This window comes from Catalinimonas alkaloidigena, from assembly GCF_029504655.1.
GTDB classification, from domain to species: domain Bacteria; phylum Bacteroidota; class Bacteroidia; order Cytophagales; family Cyclobacteriaceae; genus Catalinimonas; species Catalinimonas alkaloidigena.
The window spans coordinates 3,466,641-3,483,749 of the sequence record NZ_JAQFIL010000001.1 but is presented as its reverse complement, the minus strand read 5'-3'; the positions used below and the strand labels follow the sequence as shown (position 1 = coordinate 3,483,749).

The 17,109-nt window shown below is 38.5% G+C and carries 14 protein-coding genes; 7 read left to right on the top strand and 7 right to left on the bottom strand.

Annotation, left to right across the window (positions count from 1 at the left end; translation table 11 throughout):
• Nucleotides 1-416: 416 nt before the first annotated feature.
• Entirely contained in the window at nt 417-1,502 is a 1,086-nt protein-coding gene (gene dinB, locus OKW21_RS14165; protein ID WP_277480247.1) for a DNA polymerase IV, read from the bottom strand.
• A 402-nt stretch (nt 1,503-1,904) separates the two neighbouring features.
• On the opposite strand from dinB, the gene OKW21_RS14160 reads away from it, so the two are divergent.
• Nucleotides 1,905-2,195: a DUF2452 domain-containing protein gene (locus OKW21_RS14160; RefSeq protein WP_338130056.1), complete on the top strand. Its 291-nt coding sequence runs from the start codon at nt 1,905-1,907 to the stop codon at nt 2,193-2,195.
• Between the two features lies 1 nt (nt 2,196).
• Here OKW21_RS14160 and OKW21_RS14155 read toward each other — a convergent pair whose 3' ends face one another.
• Nucleotides 2,197-2,685 carry a DUF2062 domain-containing protein gene (locus tag OKW21_RS14155; protein ID WP_277480245.1) on the bottom strand — a complete coding sequence of 163 codons (489 nt, stop codon included), beginning with the start codon at nt 2,683-2,685 and terminating at the stop codon, nt 2,197-2,199.
• A gap of 102 nt (nt 2,686-2,787) precedes the next feature.
• Between OKW21_RS14155 and OKW21_RS14150 the strand changes: the two genes are divergently transcribed.
• Nucleotides 2,788-4,041, top strand: a complete 1,254-nt coding sequence (locus OKW21_RS14150) for a replication-associated recombination protein A (RefSeq protein WP_277487685.1) — start codon at nt 2,788-2,790, stop codon at nt 4,039-4,041.
• Nucleotides 4,042-4,045: 4 nt separating this feature from the next.
• On the opposite strand, the gene OKW21_RS14145 is transcribed toward OKW21_RS14150, so the two are convergent.
• On the bottom strand, nt 4,046-4,498 hold the full coding sequence (locus OKW21_RS14145) for an ATP-dependent zinc protease family protein (protein ID WP_277480243.1): 453 nt from the start codon (nt 4,496-4,498) through the stop codon (nt 4,046-4,048).
• A 63-nt stretch (nt 4,499-4,561) separates the two neighbouring features.
• Here OKW21_RS14145 and rimK point away from each other — a divergent pair, with 63 nt between their 5' ends.
• Entirely contained in the window at nt 4,562-5,434 is an 873-nt protein-coding gene (rimK, locus tag OKW21_RS14140) for a 30S ribosomal protein S6--L-glutamate ligase (RefSeq protein ID WP_277480242.1), read from the top strand.
• On the opposite strand, the gene OKW21_RS14135 is transcribed toward rimK, so the two are convergent.
• Nucleotides 5,431-6,594: a serine hydrolase domain-containing protein gene (locus OKW21_RS14135; RefSeq protein WP_277480240.1), complete on the bottom strand. Its 1,164-nt coding sequence runs from the start codon at nt 6,592-6,594 to the stop codon at nt 5,431-5,433. The two genes, rimK and OKW21_RS14135, sit on opposite strands and share 4 nt — an antisense overlap.
• 533 nt (nt 6,595-7,127) lie before the next feature.
• On the opposite strand from OKW21_RS14135, the gene OKW21_RS14130 reads away from it, so the two are divergent.
• Together OKW21_RS14130 and OKW21_RS14125 are read left to right on the top strand one after the other, a co-directional pair.
• Complete coding sequence (locus OKW21_RS14130) at nt 7,128-8,786, top strand: DUF1800 domain-containing protein (RefSeq protein ID WP_277480239.1); 1,659 nt, start codon at nt 7,128-7,130, stop codon at nt 8,784-8,786.
• 10 nt (nt 8,787-8,796) lie between these two features.
• Nucleotides 8,797-10,446, top strand: coding sequence for a DUF1501 domain-containing protein (locus OKW21_RS14125; RefSeq protein ID WP_277480238.1), 1,650 nt, complete (start codon nt 8,797-8,799; stop codon nt 10,444-10,446).
• A 68-nt stretch (nt 10,447-10,514) separates the two neighbouring features.
• On the opposite strand, the gene OKW21_RS14120 is transcribed toward OKW21_RS14125, so the two are convergent.
• The 3 genes from OKW21_RS14120 to OKW21_RS14110 form a co-directional block, all read right to left on the bottom strand.
• Nucleotides 10,515-11,720, bottom strand: a complete 1,206-nt coding sequence (locus OKW21_RS14120; RefSeq protein ID WP_277480237.1) for a hypothetical protein — start codon at nt 11,718-11,720, stop codon at nt 10,515-10,517.
• A 3-nt stretch (nt 11,721-11,723) separates the two neighbouring features.
• Complete coding sequence (locus OKW21_RS14115) at nt 11,724-12,599, bottom strand: porin family protein (RefSeq protein WP_277480236.1); 876 nt, start codon at nt 12,597-12,599, stop codon at nt 11,724-11,726.
• Nucleotides 12,600-12,732: 133 nt separating this feature from the next.
• Nucleotides 12,733-13,737: a tetratricopeptide repeat protein gene (locus tag OKW21_RS14110; protein WP_277480235.1), complete on the bottom strand. Its 1,005-nt coding sequence runs from the start codon at nt 13,735-13,737 to the stop codon at nt 12,733-12,735.
• Nucleotides 13,738-13,906: 169 nt separating this feature from the next.
• Here OKW21_RS14110 and OKW21_RS14105 point away from each other — a divergent pair, with 169 nt between their 5' ends.
• Together OKW21_RS14105 and OKW21_RS14100 are read left to right on the top strand one after the other, a co-directional pair.
• The gene (locus OKW21_RS14105; RefSeq protein WP_277480234.1) at nt 13,907-14,308 is read left to right on the top strand and encodes a hypothetical protein; all 402 of its coding nucleotides are present in this window, start codon (nt 13,907-13,909) and stop codon (nt 14,306-14,308) included.
• 134 nt (nt 14,309-14,442) lie between these two features.
• Nucleotides 14,443-17,097: an MGH1-like glycoside hydrolase domain-containing protein gene (locus OKW21_RS14100; protein WP_277480233.1), complete on the top strand. Its 2,655-nt coding sequence runs from the start codon at nt 14,443-14,445 to the stop codon at nt 17,095-17,097.
• The last annotated feature ends 12 nt before the right edge of the window (nt 17,098-17,109 follow it).

Genomic DNA, 17,109 nt, shown 5'->3' with positions numbered 1-17,109 from the left:
TGTGCATATGTGTTCGTATTGCTTAGTAAAACGATTAAGCATACGATGAAGCAATAATAAAGACTGTCAAATGACTTAATTCCACTTATTGTTCCTTTGTTTACCGTAAAAATGTATTTCATAATGATAAACTATCTTCAAAACCCTTTATGCACTTACTATTTCAAATAGTTTATATGAATAATACAAAAATTGAACCTTTGATTTAAGATGTATGGCTGTGGGTTTGTAAGAGATTGATAAAGAAAAATAAAGAAGTTGAATATTATAAAATACTGAAATTGAGTGTATTATAAATCTGTTATAGTGATAAGGGTGTAACTTTCAAGAGGAATACCAATTATAATGGGACAGCTTTATTGAAGAGAAGAGTAAGATTAAGTGCAAAAAAGTAATTTCAATGTTATTGAGGGCTTTTAAAATTCAAATGAGAGTTGATTGCCAATTTTTTGTTTTTCTTGGCCGTCTAATGAAGAAATACCAATGCCTAATAGCCTCACCTGATGATGCTCTAAATCTACATGGACCAATAAACTTTGCGCATACAAAATAATTTGCTCCAAAGAACGAAATAGAAGTGGGGCTGTTGAGTTTCGTGTATGTATACTAAAGTCTTCGTACTTTATTTTAAGTGTTAAAGTTTGACCATAAGACTGGCTTTTTTGCATTCTCAGATATAATTTTTCTGATAGCTCGGCTACTGAAACTAGCAACTCTTCCTTTGTTCTCAGGTTTTCTGCAAAAGTGCGCTCAATACTGATAGATTTCCTTATCCGTTCAGAGTTAACAGAACGATCATCTTTTGCTCTAACGATATTATAATAGAATTTCCCAATTTTACCGAAGCGTTTTACCAATTCAGCGAGACTTTTGTTTTTCAAATCAAAACCATTTGCAATGCCTGCCTCATGCATTTTTCTGGCAGTGACTTTTCCTATACCATAGAATTTTTCAATCGGTAGCTTTTCCAGAAATCGTTCAGCTTCATTAGGTAGTATGACTGTAAAACCGTCAGGCTTGTTCATCCCTGAAGCCGTTTTAGCAAGAAACTTATTAAAAGAAATACCTGCGGATGCAGTGAGTTGTGTTTTAACTTTTATTTCATTTTTGATCTGTAGAGCGATTTTCATCGCAGAGTTAATATTTTTCTTATTAACACTTACATCAAGATAGGCTTCATCTAAAGATAAAGGTTCTACAAGCTCAGTATATGAATTAAAGATTTCTCTTACCTGGCTGGAAACCTCTTTATAAACATCCATTCTCCCTTTTACAAAAATAAGTTGAGGGCACAGTTTTTTGGCTTGTACAGAGGACATTGCAGAATGCACACCAAACTTACGAGCCTCATAGCTGGCAGCGGCTACCACTCCTCTCATACTACTTCCCCCCACAGCTATGGGTCTGTTTCTTAGCCCAGGAAAGTCTCTCTGCTCTACTGAAGCATAAAAAGCATCCATGTCAATATGGATAATCTTCCTGATGTTTTCTGAGCTTGACACCTAATTTATAAGAACTATTTTTGTGTTGAGACGTTTTTTGATTGAAGTTAATTAAAATGAAAAGATCCAAAAAAATCTTTCTTCTGATTGCGATCATTTTCTTATTGATAATGATTTATTTTAGTTATGATATTGCGACCCGAACAACTTTTCCCGGATCTAAACCAAATTTGAAGGAGAGAATATCGGCCTCACAATAAGAAAAAAGGTTTATTAAATACATAAAATCTATTAGCATTGAGTAAAAAAGGCTAAAAAGTAAATTTAGAACACATTGATTTTGAAAAGGAAAAGGAGAAAATTACTGAAAACCCCGGTACGTTAGCTTTTCCTCATACAGTTGGAGGAGCACTGATCAAACCTGAGGACAGAGGTAAAATTAAAGGGAGAGCAGTTTCTGCTATGCATCAGCAAACGGATCGTCAGATGAAGCAGTTGTATGATCAGATGCAGACATTGGTTGATCAGGCTAACGAACTAAAACAAAGAGTAGAAGTATCGGAGAGGATTTATTTGGCGCAGATGAGTTTTGAACCTTTAGTTGGCCATACCTACTATCTATATGAAAAGGATGATGGTAATGATGTCCTCTCAATGATTGCACCGGATGAGTGGGGAAAAACTTCTCCATTCAAAAAGTTAATCAGTAAGGCGACACTGTTGGCTGATCATACCTGGGAACTAGATGAATAATTTAAGCAGAGGCATCTTTACTTGGAGGTAGTGCATTAACGACACGTTGCAGACTTCTCTTTCTCATATAATGCAGTATGAGATAGTAAATAAGTAAATAACCTGTTATGGCAAAGCATATAGCTAAAGTAGCATTTCCCAGTATAAACCTACCCGAGTAATGGTAAAGGTGATTAAAAATCGCTAAGTCAAAATGCATTGATGGGTCAGGGCGAAAAAGTGCATCGCCCAGCAAATAACTTAACCAGTAGATCGGAGCTAAAACCAAGGGGTTCCATATTGCAAAAGAAGCAACAATTGCGATTTTGTTAATCTTTTTAAAAAAGAGTGCGATAAAGAGCGCCAGAAAAATTCCGAATCCCGGGGTCGGTAAAATAGCAATGAGTGTAGCAAGGGAAAATCCCATAGCGATTGATTCAGGACTGCTATTCGTCTTTAGAACACCTTCACGATATTCAATGAGTTTGCTTCTTAAGTTTGATATCTTCATTTTTCTGTAATATGTAATAAAAGTACTATTTTTTATTCATATTTTTAAATGTTTGATTAATTATTTTTTATTTATTCGTTAATTATTTATAAACCCTTGAGTATATTTTCTCAGCCCCTTGCAGAAACACTAAGGCCCAAAACACTAAATGAGGTTATAGGTCAGCAGCATATTGCAGGACCACAAGGAGTATTAAAAAAAATGTTGGAAAGTGGCCGTCTTCCTTCCATCATCTTCTGGGGACCTCCCGGAGTGGGCAAAACTACTTTAGCTCAGATTCTTGCTCATGAGTCTAAAGCACAAATATTCTTCCTAAGTGCCATAAGCGCTGGCGTAAAAGAGGTCAGAGATGTAATAAACCGGGCCGGAGGCTTGATTCAGACCATTCTTTTTATAGATGAGATTCACCGATTTAGTAAATCTCAACAGGACGCGCTGCTTGGTGCAGTAGAAAAAGGACAAATAACATTAATAGGAGCCACCACTGAAAATCCTTCCTTTGAAGTAAATGCAGCATTACTCTCTCGCTGTCAGGTGTATCATTTACAGCCACTTTCCAATGAAGAACTTCTGAAGTTGGTTGAGCGAGTTGTGAATGAACCGGCATTAAACAAAGAAATTCAAATTGATGAGTATGATGCATTATTTCGTTTATCAGGAGGAGATGCCAGGCGACTTCTAAATTTAATGGAACTCATCATAAGGCAATCAGGAAATAAGGTGGTTGTTAACAATGATCTGGTAACAAAACTCTCTCAGCAGAAAGTTGCATTATACGATAAAAAAGGTGAACAGCATTATGATATTGTTTCTGCTTTCATCAAGTCAATTAGAGGGAGTGATCCTAATGCAGCAGTTTACTACCTGGCTCGCATGATAGAAGGAGGAGAAGATGCCAAATTTATAGCTAGACGTTTGTTAATTTTAGCCTCCGAGGATGTAGGGAATGCGAATCCAACCGCATTGGTCTTAGCCACTAATTGCTTTCAGGCAGTCAATATGATTGGTTTTCCGGAAGCAGAAATTATTTTGTCACAGTGTGTAACATACCTGGCGTCCAGCCCGAAAAGTAACGCCAGTTATAAAGCTATAAAGCAGGCAAAATCAATTGTTAAGAATACAGGTGATCTGCAAGTTCCTATGCACATTAGAAATGCTCCGTCACAATTGATGAAAGATGAGGGATATAGTAAAGGTTATCAGTATGCTCATGATTTTCCTGCTAACTTTGTAGCTCAGGAGTTTATGCCCGATCAAATAAAAAACACTAAACTGTATGATCCTGGAGAAAACCCGAGAGAAAATGAGCTTAGAAAACGTCTAAAAGCCTTTTGGAAAGAGAAGTACGGCTACTGATTTTTTATTCATTTTCCTGTTTTAGTTTAAATGATAAGTCAATCTTACTGACATCAACCAAAAAACGATTTTTAAGAAGCCTTTTACCTAACAATATGGGATAACGCATACTTACCCTATCAGCTAAAGTAAAATCTGTGGTAAAAGTTTCTCCAAATAAAATTACCTGACATTTAATAGAGAACCTGTATTCAGACTTTCCAAATGAATTGGTAATCTTTTTTTCTTTAAAGTTAGACGTTTGGTATTCATGATTGTTATAGGCTTCATGGGAAGGGTCTAATAAGCGAAAAGAAATATTTTCTTTTCCATTGACTTCTACTAATCTTACTCTATGGCAGTGGATAGCTGAAGATTCAGCTCCTGTATCAATTTTACAGGGAAGTTCATATAAATTAAATTCAGGTAAATCAATTCTATCACGAGTCCCAATTACTTTTTTTATTTTCTTTTTCATAAAGAAAGAAATGAAATCAATTCTAATTAATTTGACATAATTTTTCTAAAAGATATTCAATTTATGAAAATCGCCATATTATCTCGGGATGAAAATTTGTATTCTACACAGAGCCTTCTCAAAGCTGGCAAGCAGAGAGGCCATGAAATACAAGTAGTAGATCATCTTAAATGTAATATTATAATTGAGCAAAAGAAGCCTACTGTTTTTTACAAAGGGCACTATCTTAATGATATTGACGCTATAATCCCGCGTATTGGTGCTTCAGTTACTTTTTATGGAAGTGCTGTAGTTCGACAGTTTGAGATGATGAAAGTTTTTAGTGCAGTTGAGTCACAGGCGCTTATCCGTTCCCGAGATAAATTACGTAGCCTTCAGGTACTTTCCCGGGCTGGTTTAGGCTTACCCAAAACTGTTTTTACCAATTATGCCAAAGAAACGGATGAAATTCTCAGCGAAGTTGGAGGCGCACCAGTGATCATCAAACTCCTGGAAGGTACACAGGGATTAGGTGTGGTACTGGCAGAAAATAAAAAAGCAGCAAAATCTGTTATAGAAGCTTTTAACGGACTTAAGGCCAGGATTATCGTACAGGAGTTCATTGGGGAATCCAAAGGCTCAGACATTCGTGCTTTTGTAGTGGATGGTGAAGTAGTTGGTGCTATGAAGCGTACAGCAAAAGAAGGAGAATTCAGGTCAAATCTTCATAGGGGAGGAACCGCTGAAGTAATTGAACTAAGCCAAGAAGAAGAACACGCAGCGATAGAGTCAGCCCGTAAACTCGGTCTGGGTGTGGCCGGTGTAGATATATTACAATCTAATCGCGGTCCATTAATCATAGAAGTAAATTCTTCTCCAGGTCTTGAAGGGATAGAGAATGCTACAGGAGTTGATGTGGCGGGTAAAATAATTCAATACCTGGAAAGAAATGTCTAAGCATCCATAAGGTCAAGTAAGTCCCTGGTGCTAATGAATCTGCTTCTATTGGTATTAGCAAGGACAATAATGGTTTGTTGTTTATCAAGAAGTCTGATAAAGTGGGTACGGTATCCTTTCCACCAACCACTATGAAATACGATCTTGCTGCAATCGGGCTGTTCGTTGATTCTCCAACCCAGTCCGTAATTGTCGTGGGCATATAACTCAGGGTGTGCAGCAAGGTAAGCTTCTGTAAGGCTTTCTTTGGACAGAAAGCTTTCTTTGTATAGCGCCTGATCAAGTTTAAAAAGATCTTCTACACTTGAATAAATCCCTTTGTCGCCAGTCACCCCATTCAGGTAAGTATCTTCGGCTACTCTTCTGTTGTCATAGCCTATGGTACTATGTTCAATATCAGGCCTGTAAGCTTTTGAGTAAACATAACTGTCTTCCATCCCAAGTGGGTCAAAAATATAAGCTTTCATAAACTCACTAAATCTCAAATCAGTAACTTTCTCAATAATTGAAGCTAGCAGGCTATAGTTTGTGTTGCTATAGTTATATCTATAATTGGGGATATAGTAAATGTTGGGCTCATAAGTTTTCATCAGGCACAACACATCCTCATTGGAAATAGGAACTTTCCTGTCAATCCAATGTTCATCTGCAAAATACATATAGTTTGGCAATCCAGACCTGTGCGTAAGCAGCATACGAATTGTGATACCTTCATATGGGAAGTCAGGGAAGAAATGCTGCACAGTATCGTCATATGAAATCAAACCTTTTTCTTTAAGCCAAATCACGCCAAGCGCAGTTAAAGGTTTGGAAACGGATGCAAGCTGAAATGCTGAATTGATGCTTAAAGTGTCTTCTTCACGGAAGTCTGCATAACCGTATGCCTTTTTAATGATCACATTGCCACCATCAGCGAATAAAATTGTGCCGTTGAAAAGACCAACATCGTACTTTGATGAAAAAAACTCGTCAATTTCCTGAGCTTTATCGCTCATCCATCGGGCATAGGCAGTGTCATAAAGATTTTCGCAATCAATGCTGTCCGATATTAATTTGATGTCTTCATTTTTGTATTGATTTTCATCCTTTTCTACCTGGCAAGCTTGCATTAACATGACCAACCCTATCATCAAGATTAGGGGGTATACAGTTAGTTTCATAGAAAGCATTTAATTTTCCATTATAACTAAAAAAAAGAGTTTTTTGTAATACCTCAGTGATTACAATTATATGGAGTATTGAAGACTTGGTAAAACAGAATTTATGGTATCAGAAGTTTCATTCGTTACCTGGAAGGTAGAAGGTAAGTGGGAAGAGGCTTTTTGGATAAGCTTTGGAAAAACGTAAATGCCAGCGAATTGCCACTATTAAGTAAGGAGAAAATGCAAAAAGTAAAACAGCTTATGATAATTGATAATTACTTCCATTAGGAAGTATATACTCAATAGTAAGGTATTGCTTATTCTATTGAGATTTTGTTTGAAAATTTTAATAAACAAAGATGATTATTAGAAATATTTAATTTAATACCTTATAAACATTGATCAAATAAGCTTCAGTGTAGGATTAGTTATATTATTGTGTTAACTGCTTAAAATGTTTATTTGTGTAACATCATTATCTCTTTGTTAAGTATATCACTGCTCATTCGTACTATTATTGAAGCCATAGCATGTGTTTTTAACGATTTTTTATGGCTTCACTTACTTCATATCAAGATACATTGGGCCGAAAAAAGGCTGCTCATCTGTTGCGGAGATTGACCTTTGGAGCAAGTAAACAAGAGATTGATACATTTGCCAAGTATACTCCCCAACAAGCGGTTGAAAAACTGCTTAAGAATCCTGAAACAGATTACTCCCCTCCAATAGATCCTGCTACAGGAAATATTTGGCTAAATCCCGCACCTACAGATGTCAATAGTGATAACGAAACACTTATGCAGCATGTAAAATGCTGGTGGCTGGACCAAATGGTAAAAGCATCTGTGTCAGCTGTAGAAAAGATGAGTTTTTTTATGCATACGCATTTTACCACCATGGAATCAAGAATGCGCTACGCACCTGCATTGTATTATCAGATTAAACTCTTTAGAGAGTATTCACTTGGAAATTTTAAGGCTCTTGCGAAAAAAATATGCCTGGATCATGCCATGCTACGTTTTCTGGATGGCTATCTCAATGAAGTAGGCAAGCCTAATGAAAATTTTGCCAGAGAATTTCTGGAGCTTTATACTATCGGAAAAGGCCCTCAGATAGGTCCAAATGACTATACCCATTATACTGAAGATGATATTATTGCTGCTTCCAAAATTTTTTCGGGCTACAAAGAAGATAAAGAATTCTCAAGTTTTGATCCTGATACAGGTCTAGCTCAGGTAGTTGTACAGACCAATGAAGCAGGTCTGGCTTTCCGGCATGATGCCAGTGTAAAGCAGTTTAGTCATGCATTTGATAACCAACAAATAGCCCCAAATGAAATCATTGGTGGAAAAGCTACTCCTGAAGCTACAATTGATGAACTAGATCAGCTGGTAGATATGGTTTTTGCTAAAGAAGCCACCGCAATACACATTTGCAGGAAGCTGTATCGCTTCTTCGTATATTATGAACTCACCCAAGAGGTAGAACAAAACGTAATCATACCCCTGGCCCAGGAACTTGTAGCTTCAAATTATGAGCTGAAGCCAGTGCTCACTAAACTTTTCACCAGCCAACATTTTTACGATCTGGATAACCAGGAAAAGGAAGACAATAATACAGGCGGCATCATTAAATCTCCTTTAGAATTAGTGGTAGGCGCTTTACGATTTTTCAAAGTAGACATGCCTTCTCAGAATACAAATCTGAATATATTCTATGAGGCTTACGGAAAAGGTATACTCAAGGTATTAAGTGATCAGGGGCTGGATTTCTACGAACCTTATGAAGTGGCAGGTTATGCTGCTTATCACCAGGAGCCAGCATTTCATAGAAACTGGATCAGTACTAACTATCTGGCCAGAAGGTATGAGTTTTCACATATGCTAATAGAAGGAGTGCGAAATGATGATGAGCAACTGCTCTATATGTTGGACATAGTGGCTTATGTTGACGATACTACTAATATCACTGACCCAAAAAATGCTGAGCAATTGGTAAGGCAACTTGTAGATTATTTGCTACCAGAGGAAATCACTGAAGAGCGTTTTCAATATTTCCGCAAGACTATACTACTGGATGAATTATCTGAAATCAACTGGCAAAAGGAATGGGAAAAATATAAAAGTACTGGTGATGATTCAGCGGTCAGGGTTCAGTTAGAAAGCCTTATTCATACTATCATTCAATCACCAGAATACCAATTATCCTAAGTGATCAGCTATGAAAAGAAGAAAATTTCTTAAAAACTTATCAGCATCTGGTGCAGCTTTTATGTTGAATGGCATGCCGTTCAAAGTTATGGCTCAAAGTGGAGAGATGCAAAGACTGGCATCAAGCGCAAACAATGATAGGGTACTGGTGATCATTCAAATGCATGGAGGTAATGATGGCTTGAATACAATTATTCCAATCAACCAATATAGCCAGTATTATAATTTGAGGCCAAATATTGCAATTCCAGATCATGGAAAGCGACGCTATATCACTTTGGATAGTACGCTAAGTGAGGAAAAGCAGGCTGGAATACATCCGGATATGCTTGGAATCAAAGAACTGTATGATCAGGGTAAGGTAGGAATTGTACAAGGGGTTGCTTATGAAAACCTGAATGCATCCCATTTCAGAAGCCGGGATATATGGTTTATGGGAGGTGATTATGATGAATACATTGGCTCTGGCTGGATGGGAAGGTATCTAGATGATATTTATCCCGGCTATCCGGACGCTTATCCTTCAGCTGATATGCCTGATCCACTCGGTTTAGAAATTGGGAATGCAGTCTCTTTGGCCTTTCATCGTGCCAATGGTATACCTACAGCTGTATCTGTTAGTAATCCTGAACAGTTTTATAATCTGATCACTAGTGTAGGAGGGGAGCCACCTGAGTCAGTGGCAGACACACACTATGGCCATGAGTTGCAATGGATCATGGATATTGAAAAAAAATCCAACCAATATGCTGGTAGGCTGAAGGAAGTTTTTGCAAAAGGGACCAATAGTCCTTCAGTCCGATACCCTGAAACTTATCCTTATAATGCTCCCAAAAACTCGCTAAATAATTCACTGGCACCTCAATTAAAAATGATAGCTCGTCTGCTGAGTGGAGGTTGTAAAACCAAGATATTTTTAGCACGCATTGGTGGATTTGATACCCATGCTTCTCAGGTAGAAAGCTACGATGCAACGATGGGTGTACATGCAGCCCGACTTTATCACTTGTCAGAAGCTGTAAAAGCCTTTCAAAACGATCTTAAGGGCTTAGGGCTTGAGGACCGAGTACTTACCACAACCATGTCAGAGTTCGGACGAAGGGCAGCCTCCAACGGAAGTTGGGGCACTGACCATGGTACATCTGCCCCTATGCTCATCTTTGGAAATCATGTCAAACCCGGTATTACCGGAACTAACCCTGACCTATATGATCTGGACAGAAATAACCTCCGTATGCAACATGATTACCGTCAGGTATTTGGAGCAATCGTACAAGACTGGTTTGAAGCTTCTCCGGAAGCTATTCAGAAAACCCGCTTTGAAGACTTCGTATGGAATGATCAAAAACTATCTCTTATCGGAAATCCTGTATTAGGCGTTGAGGATAATTTTATTTCAGATCGTTATTATCTGGAACACTGCACTCCCAATCCTGCCTCTTCAATTACACAGGTCAGGTTTAGAATCAACATTCATAGCCTGGTAGAGCTTAAATTACTGAATCAGCAGGGTAGAATTGTGAAAAAAATATTGAGAGAAAAGAAAGCTCCCGGAGAATACAAATTGTATGTAGATGTTTCTGCTTTGCCAAAGGGAGTATACCATTTAATATTACAAGCTGGTAGTTTTAAAAACGCAAAAACATTAATGGTGATGTAATAGCGGGTATTAATGGATAGGGGAGAAAAGCAAAACCTGCTCAAGTAATTGGGCAGGTTTTAGTTTTTTCAGCTAATAATACTAAGCACCTCTTCTTTGGTTAATTTAAATAGACATATACGAGGGAAACGACCGGCTACATAGGTTTTGCCTAATATAATCATACCTCCATCCGAGGTAGCAGAAATATTACCTATTTCGTAGGGAGAAGTTTGACCCAAATACTCTACGCCTAAAAGAGAACCATCCGCAGCATCATAGGCATAAATCATGATACGCTTACTCTTAGAATGGGTAGCATAAAAGACGATTTCCTGCCCCTGAATCTTAATAGTCTTGATCACTACTGCTGCCCTGGCATCTATTTCAGGAAAATGGTTTGCTTCCAAGTCACTGCTGGAAGTGATGGCCCTTTCGTTAATCTCAGATTTAGGAATCAGGTAATTATCTCCGTAGCTATTTTTTGATAAAGCAAAATTGCCATTCGGAAGTGATTTTGCAGCATTGATAAACCCTAAATCTCTAAATCCATTCATTACACCCATAGGCTCCCCATCTGTAGGATTTACAAATGTCAGCGAGATGGTATAATTATTAAATCCGTTAAAATAGTAATAAGCAGCGTTTCCATTTCCCTGAACATATCCATTAAAAAAGGGAAGCCTGCTTCCGGTTCTGGTAAGATGTTTAATAATTCTCTCTTCCACATCCTCCAAGATATCGTATTCTTGTTGCCATTCCTCTGAGAAAGCATTAGTAATCTTTGTTAGGGTAGTTTTTCTGGCTTCACGATTATATCCCTGTATCAACCATCCACCTTCAGCGGTCATTTGCGCTGCCAAAGGGTAAGTAATATCACTATTCTGATAAACAACTTCAGGAGTATCTCCTGAAGGGGCGATCTGCAAAATATAAGTGCCCAGTTGAAGCTCATCCATGCAAACAAAATACACATTGTCATTTTGTATGAACAGTTGGGGCAAGGGGTTTACGTAAGGCTCAGGTAACTTTAAATCCCAAGCAAATTCTCCGTCTATATTAGCTTTGAGCAAGTATGCATTCCATGCATCTGTAGCTGCCAAAACTAAATAAGAACTGTCACTAAGAGTTGCAACATCCAGAGGGTCATAGCTTGCTGTAAAACTGGTATTATTATATATTTTGGTAAAACTAACGCCAGGCTCTATCACATTTTCACTAATATCACAGGCAGAAGTCAATGTTAGGATTAGTACAGATAGGCAAAAACTGCTATATATCTCGTCAAATTTCATTGTTTAAAGAATTACGGGTTTAAAATCTTTGGTCAGGAATTTCAAAGGGAAGTAGCAGCCCATTGAAACCTCAATATTCTTGAGGCTAAGATTGTCCTGCACATTGCCAAAGCCATAAATATTGCGACTACCGCTAAACCTCTGTTTGGCACTAACTACATTATGAAGACCGTAACGATACTGACCATCCAGGTAAAAAATGATAGTACCCAGATAATAACTTGCTCCTGCTCCGGCCAATATGCCAGCATTTGATTTAATATATAAGTCGCTAATGTCAGTTGTTTGAGGAGCCTCTTTAAAGTTAACTTGACCTCCTGAAGCCAGATCTATTCCTTCTGTAATTACATGCTTCTGAGCATTTAACAAGAGATTGTAGTATCCTCCTGCCTGAAGATAGGGTCTGAATCTTCTTCCCAAAGGACTGAATCGTATTGCGAGCGGCAAAGAGAGATAATATAAAATCTGTTCATGATGATAGGTGTGTTCCAGAGAGTTATTGAAATTTTCTTCATCCTGCCAACTAAACTGACTTTGATATTTATACTTATAAGTGTTATAAGCAGGAGAAATAGCTAATGTCAAATACTTACTGAACGAAAAAGCAGCGGATAATCCGAACAGGCTTCCCGTATTTTTAGTAAGGCTTTCGTACTGCTTATTGTCATTTAGTATGTTAACCTCTTTATCAGTCAGGGTATAATCTGAATAAGATTGGGAAATCAGCGGTGAACTGAAATTTACGCCTGAATATATTCCAATGAATCCTTGCGTGGAACTGAACAGATTGCTACTCGTTCTATATTTTCCTTTTTGTGCGTGACCGATTGTAAAACTACAGACCCATCCGACTAAAAATAATGCTATTAAACGTGTCAAAGCTTTTTTATTTCCAATTTAAAGCTTAGAAAAGTTAAATAGTGAGCAAAAAAGAAAATAACTGTAATATGTAAGTGATCATCAAAATGCAAGAAAACTCAGCCCAAGGGTTTTTATGATCAGCAATGGCTGTCTATTCCTGCATTCGGGCAAGGTCGGCTTCCGCAGCGATGTAGCCAAAGGCAGCCCAGTGGCGCCCTTCAATTATATCTTCAAGGATTTGCTTAGCAAGTTGTTGCTCTCCGTTATAAAGGTAAAAATTGCCAACACCATAACCTTGTGTAGCCAATGCAAGATCGCGGTCGGCTAAAGGTACATTTGGGCCAATTTCTAAAAGAGAATCAGGGGATACCAATCCTTTGTACATTAGTAATCGTTCAAAGTAACCCTCATTTTCACGTATATCCATATCTTCTCTTATCATGGCAAGCGTCTCCTCGGCTACTTCATCTTCACCCAGCCGGCGGTATGCCATATATAACCAATCAGCTGTAGCAGTGATTTCATCATCAGTTTGACAAAATTCAAGGCATTTTTCATAGGTTTGAGCTGCCTTTCCATATTCTCCTTCGAGATAATAGGCAAGTCCCAAATGATAGTATATATTAAATTGTAGCGTTGTAGGCTGATCATCTTCAGGCAAAGGAAGAGGAATACCGTTAGCTTCGTCTGTGAGAGGAGTAGATTTGACCAGTTGGGCACTTTTTTCCAAGTCAGCTATTGCTTTATCAAACTGACGCGTAGATATATAGCGGTGCCCACGATGCCTGTATAATTCAGGTGAATCAGGAAATAGTGTAAGGCCATTCGTATAGGTATCAATCGCTTCCTGATATCTTCCCAGATAAGCCTGCCTACGGCCTAACCAGATAATATTTTCCAGGTTCCGGGGGGCGTCATTGTAGTTTTGTAATGCCACACGCAGGGCAGAGTCATACTGAGCTTTGCGTTCTTGAGGTAAATCCAAACGGTAAAGTGTATCTCCGAGAAGAGAAATGGCCTCTACCACTTTTTCACTTGTTAGTAAAGTATCCTCTACATCTTTTTTCACAGTTATGGTACTTTCCTGATCCGTACTTGAGGAGCCACAGGAGCATAAAACGCATACGATGAGTAAGAAAGGACTTAGTTTAATCATAATAGAAATTAAAGCCTTTAAATTATAAAATCCTTATGCTTTAACACGAACATGTACTTTTTAATTTACTTCTATAGCTAAAGTAGAAAACTTAAATTTTAAAATGTTAATTATATACAACTCAGTATATATTTTTGCTTTTAAAGAATTGACTAACAGATATTAGCATATGTTTAAGAAAGATTATCTACTCAAACTCCTACAGCAGTTAGACCAGGCTATGAAGAAAATCAATCAATTGAGAGGGGAGGGTGAGCCTGAAAGTGCTTTACAGTTCACAAAAGATACTTATCAAAAGTTATTGAATCTGGACATTCAACAATATGGAGATGATCTTTTTCTTGAGACTTTATTATCTGAAAAGTCCTTTGAGTTTGATGAGCTGAATGTGCTTGCCGAACTGCTCAAGGAAGAGGGAGACATCCATTATGAAATGCATAATTTCCAGAAATCACATATCAAATACCGGCAGGCCTTAGAGGTTTTTGATTACTTAAACCGTGAAGAAAAAGTTTTCTCCTTCGAACGAGAAGCCAAAATCAGCCAGATGCAGGAACGCTTGCAAGGTTAAAAAATATGAGAATAGGTAATTAGGCTATGCTTTACTCATCAAATTATTTGTAAAACCAGTGTTTTTAATACGAGCAGAGCAGTGTGTTCTAAAATTTTATAATTTCGGCCCACACTTCATTAATGATTGATAAAATGTCCGATCAAAATCTACAGAATCCGGAATGGGGCAGAGTGCTGTCTACCACAGACAATAAAACCTGGAAAAGGTTTGGGCCATACCTTTCCGAACGACAGTGGGGAACGGTAAGAGAAGATTATAGTGAACATGGATTTGCCTGGGGAGCATTCACTCATGATATGGCACGAAGTAAAGCCTACCGATGGGGGGAAGATGGCATCGCCGGATTATCTGATAATAAACAACAGTTTTGTTTCGCGCTGGCTATGTGGAATGGCAATGACCCTATCCTCAAAGAACGTTTGTTTGGTCTGGCCAATCATGAAGGAAACCATGGGGAAGATGTAAAAGAATACTATTATTATCTGGATTCCACGCCTACGCATACTTATATGAAAATGCTATATAAGTATCCAATACAGGCTTTCCCCTATGCCAAATTATTAAAAGGTAGTGCAAGCAGAACAAAACAAGACCCGGAATACGAACTCATAGACACCGGCATTTTTGAGAAGAATGATTACTTTGATGTATTTGTAGAATATGCCAAAGCAGCAGAAGATGATATCCTGGTCAAAATTAAAGTTGTCAATCGTTCCGCTAAAGCTGCTCCTTTTCATCTGTTGCCGACTGCATGGTTTCGCAACTCCTGGTCCTGGGGCCACGATGACTATCGTCCTGAGCTGATAGCTTCCAGAACCAGAAAGCTCATCGCTATTAAATATAAAATGCAGAAAGATGCTTTTCTACATTATGAGGGTGAGCCAGGCTTGCTTTTCTGTGAGAATGAAACCAACTGGGAAAAACTGGAAGGGGGCAAAAATGAAAGACCATACACAAAAGACGGTATCAATGATTATGTTGTCAAAGGTTTAGATAATAAGGTAAACCATGAGTTAGTGGGTACAAAGGCCTCATTATATTGGAAAAAAGTACTCGCACCCAATGAGGTTTGGGAAACTCGCCTGAGAATGTCTACGAATCAGAACGAACCATTTTCCGACTTTGAAGACATTTTCTCACAGAGAGTCAAAGAAGCTGATATTTTCTATCAAGATTTACAAAAAGAAGTTACTGATCCTGACCTCTTAAGTATACAACGGCAAGCTTATGCGGGTATGCTGTGGAGCAAGCAACTCTACGCTTACGATATTAATCAATGGCTCAACGGGGATCCAAAGTTTAATAAAAGTAGTCCGCATCGTAGAAATGGAAGAAACAATAGCTGGAGGCATCTGGTAAATAATAATATTATCTCAATGCCTGACAAATGGGAGTATCCCTGGTATGCTGCCTGGGATTTGGCATTTCATTGTATTCCTTTAGCCCGTCTGGATCCCAGTTTTGCCAAACGGCAGCTCCTGCTGATGCTGCGCGAATACTATATGCACCCCAACGGGCAGATTCCCGCCTATGAGTGGAACTTCAGCGATGTCAATCCACCTGTACATGCCTGGAGTGCATGGAAGGTTTACAGTATAGACAAAGAAAGAATGGGCACCGGAGATATTGAGTTTCTGGAAAAAATCTTCCACAAATTGCTCATGAATTTCACCTGGTGGGTCAACCAAAAAGACACAAGTGGGAGTAACCTCTTTGAGGGAGGCTTCTTAGGACTTGACAACATTGGCGTGTTTGACCGTAGCCATGGGCTACCTACTGGTGGCAGGCTGGAGCAGGCAGATGCTACCGCCTGGATGGCAATGTATTCGCTTAATATGTTGAGGATAGCATTGGAAATATCACAACACCGTCCTTACTATCAGGAGATGGCTTCTAAATTTTTTGAGCACTTCCTTTCCATTGCTGGTGCGATGTTTAATATAGGTAAAGAAGGAGTAGACCTTTGGGATGAGACTGATGAGTTTTATTATGATGCAGTGCACCTGGAAAACGGCTCTACTCAAATTCTGAAGGTCAGGTCAATTGTAGGTATCATCCCTCTTTTTGCAGTTGAGGTACTTACTCCAGAGCTCCTGGAAGCTTTGCCCGACTTTACCCGCCGTCTGCAGTGGGTATTGCGTAATCGTCCAGATCTGGGTTCATTGATTTCTCGCTGGTATGAACACGGAAAAGGGGAAACCAGAATGTTATCCCTGGTGAGGGTTCACCGTCTGAAATGCATCCTAAGACGTATGTTAGATGAAGATGAATTTTTATCAGAATATGGAATTAGAGCGCTTTCTAAGTTTCATCATGAGAACCCTTATCAGTATTCTGTGGATGGGCATCCACATTCGGTATCCTACTTACCCGGAGAGTCGGATTCATCTATGTTCGGTGGGAATTCAAATTGGAGAGGGCCGGTTTGGTTTCCTATCAACTTCCTCATCGTAGAATCTTTAATGAAATTCCATGAATATTATGGAGAAAGTTTTCGTCTGGAACATCCTACGGGCTCCGGAAATTTTCTTACACTGGACAAAATTGCTCAAAACATCAGCCATCGCCTCATCAATATTTTTAAAAAGAATGAAGAGGGAAAAAGAGTAGTGTTTGGTGATCAGAAGAAGTTCCAGACAGATCCTCATTTTCAGGATCATATCTTATTTTATGAGTATTTTCATGGGGATGATGGAAGGGGGCTCGGTGCTTCCCATCAGACCGGCTGGACAGGGCTGATCACCGAACTCATCCATATGACAGAAAAAAAAGCTCATCATACTTGATGAGCTTTAATA

Excerpts from the sequence above, each read along its gene's own strand:
- OKW21_RS14160 (WP_338130056.1), top strand. The coding sequence starts at position 1,905 with ATGCATCAGCAAACGGATCGTCAGATGAAGCAGTTGTATGATCAGATG.
- OKW21_RS14155 (WP_277480245.1), bottom strand. The coding sequence starts at position 2,685 with ATGAAGATATCAAACTTAAGAAGCAAACTCATTGAATATCGTGAAGGT.
- OKW21_RS14145 (WP_277480243.1), bottom strand. The coding sequence starts at position 4,498 with ATGAAAAAGAAAATAAAAAAAGTAATTGGGACTCGTGATAGAATTGAT.
- rimK (WP_277480242.1), top strand. The coding sequence starts at position 4,562 with ATGAAAATCGCCATATTATCTCGGGATGAAAATTTGTATTCTACACAG.
- OKW21_RS14135 (WP_277480240.1), bottom strand. The coding sequence starts at position 6,594 with ATGAAACTAACTGTATACCCCCTAATCTTGATGATAGGGTTGGTCATG.
- OKW21_RS14130 (WP_277480239.1), top strand. The coding sequence starts at position 7,128 with ATGGCTTCACTTACTTCATATCAAGATACATTGGGCCGAAAAAAGGCT.
- OKW21_RS14125 (WP_277480238.1), top strand. The coding sequence starts at position 8,797 with ATGAAAAGAAGAAAATTTCTTAAAAACTTATCAGCATCTGGTGCAGCT.
- OKW21_RS14120 (WP_277480237.1), bottom strand. The coding sequence starts at position 11,720 with ATGAAATTTGACGAGATATATAGCAGTTTTTGCCTATCTGTACTAATC.
- OKW21_RS14110 (WP_277480235.1), bottom strand. The coding sequence starts at position 13,737 with ATGATTAAACTAAGTCCTTTCTTACTCATCGTATGCGTTTTATGCTCC.
- OKW21_RS14105 (WP_277480234.1), top strand. The coding sequence starts at position 13,907 with ATGTTTAAGAAAGATTATCTACTCAAACTCCTACAGCAGTTAGACCAG.
- OKW21_RS14100 (WP_277480233.1), top strand. The coding sequence starts at position 14,443 with ATGTCCGATCAAAATCTACAGAATCCGGAATGGGGCAGAGTGCTGTCT.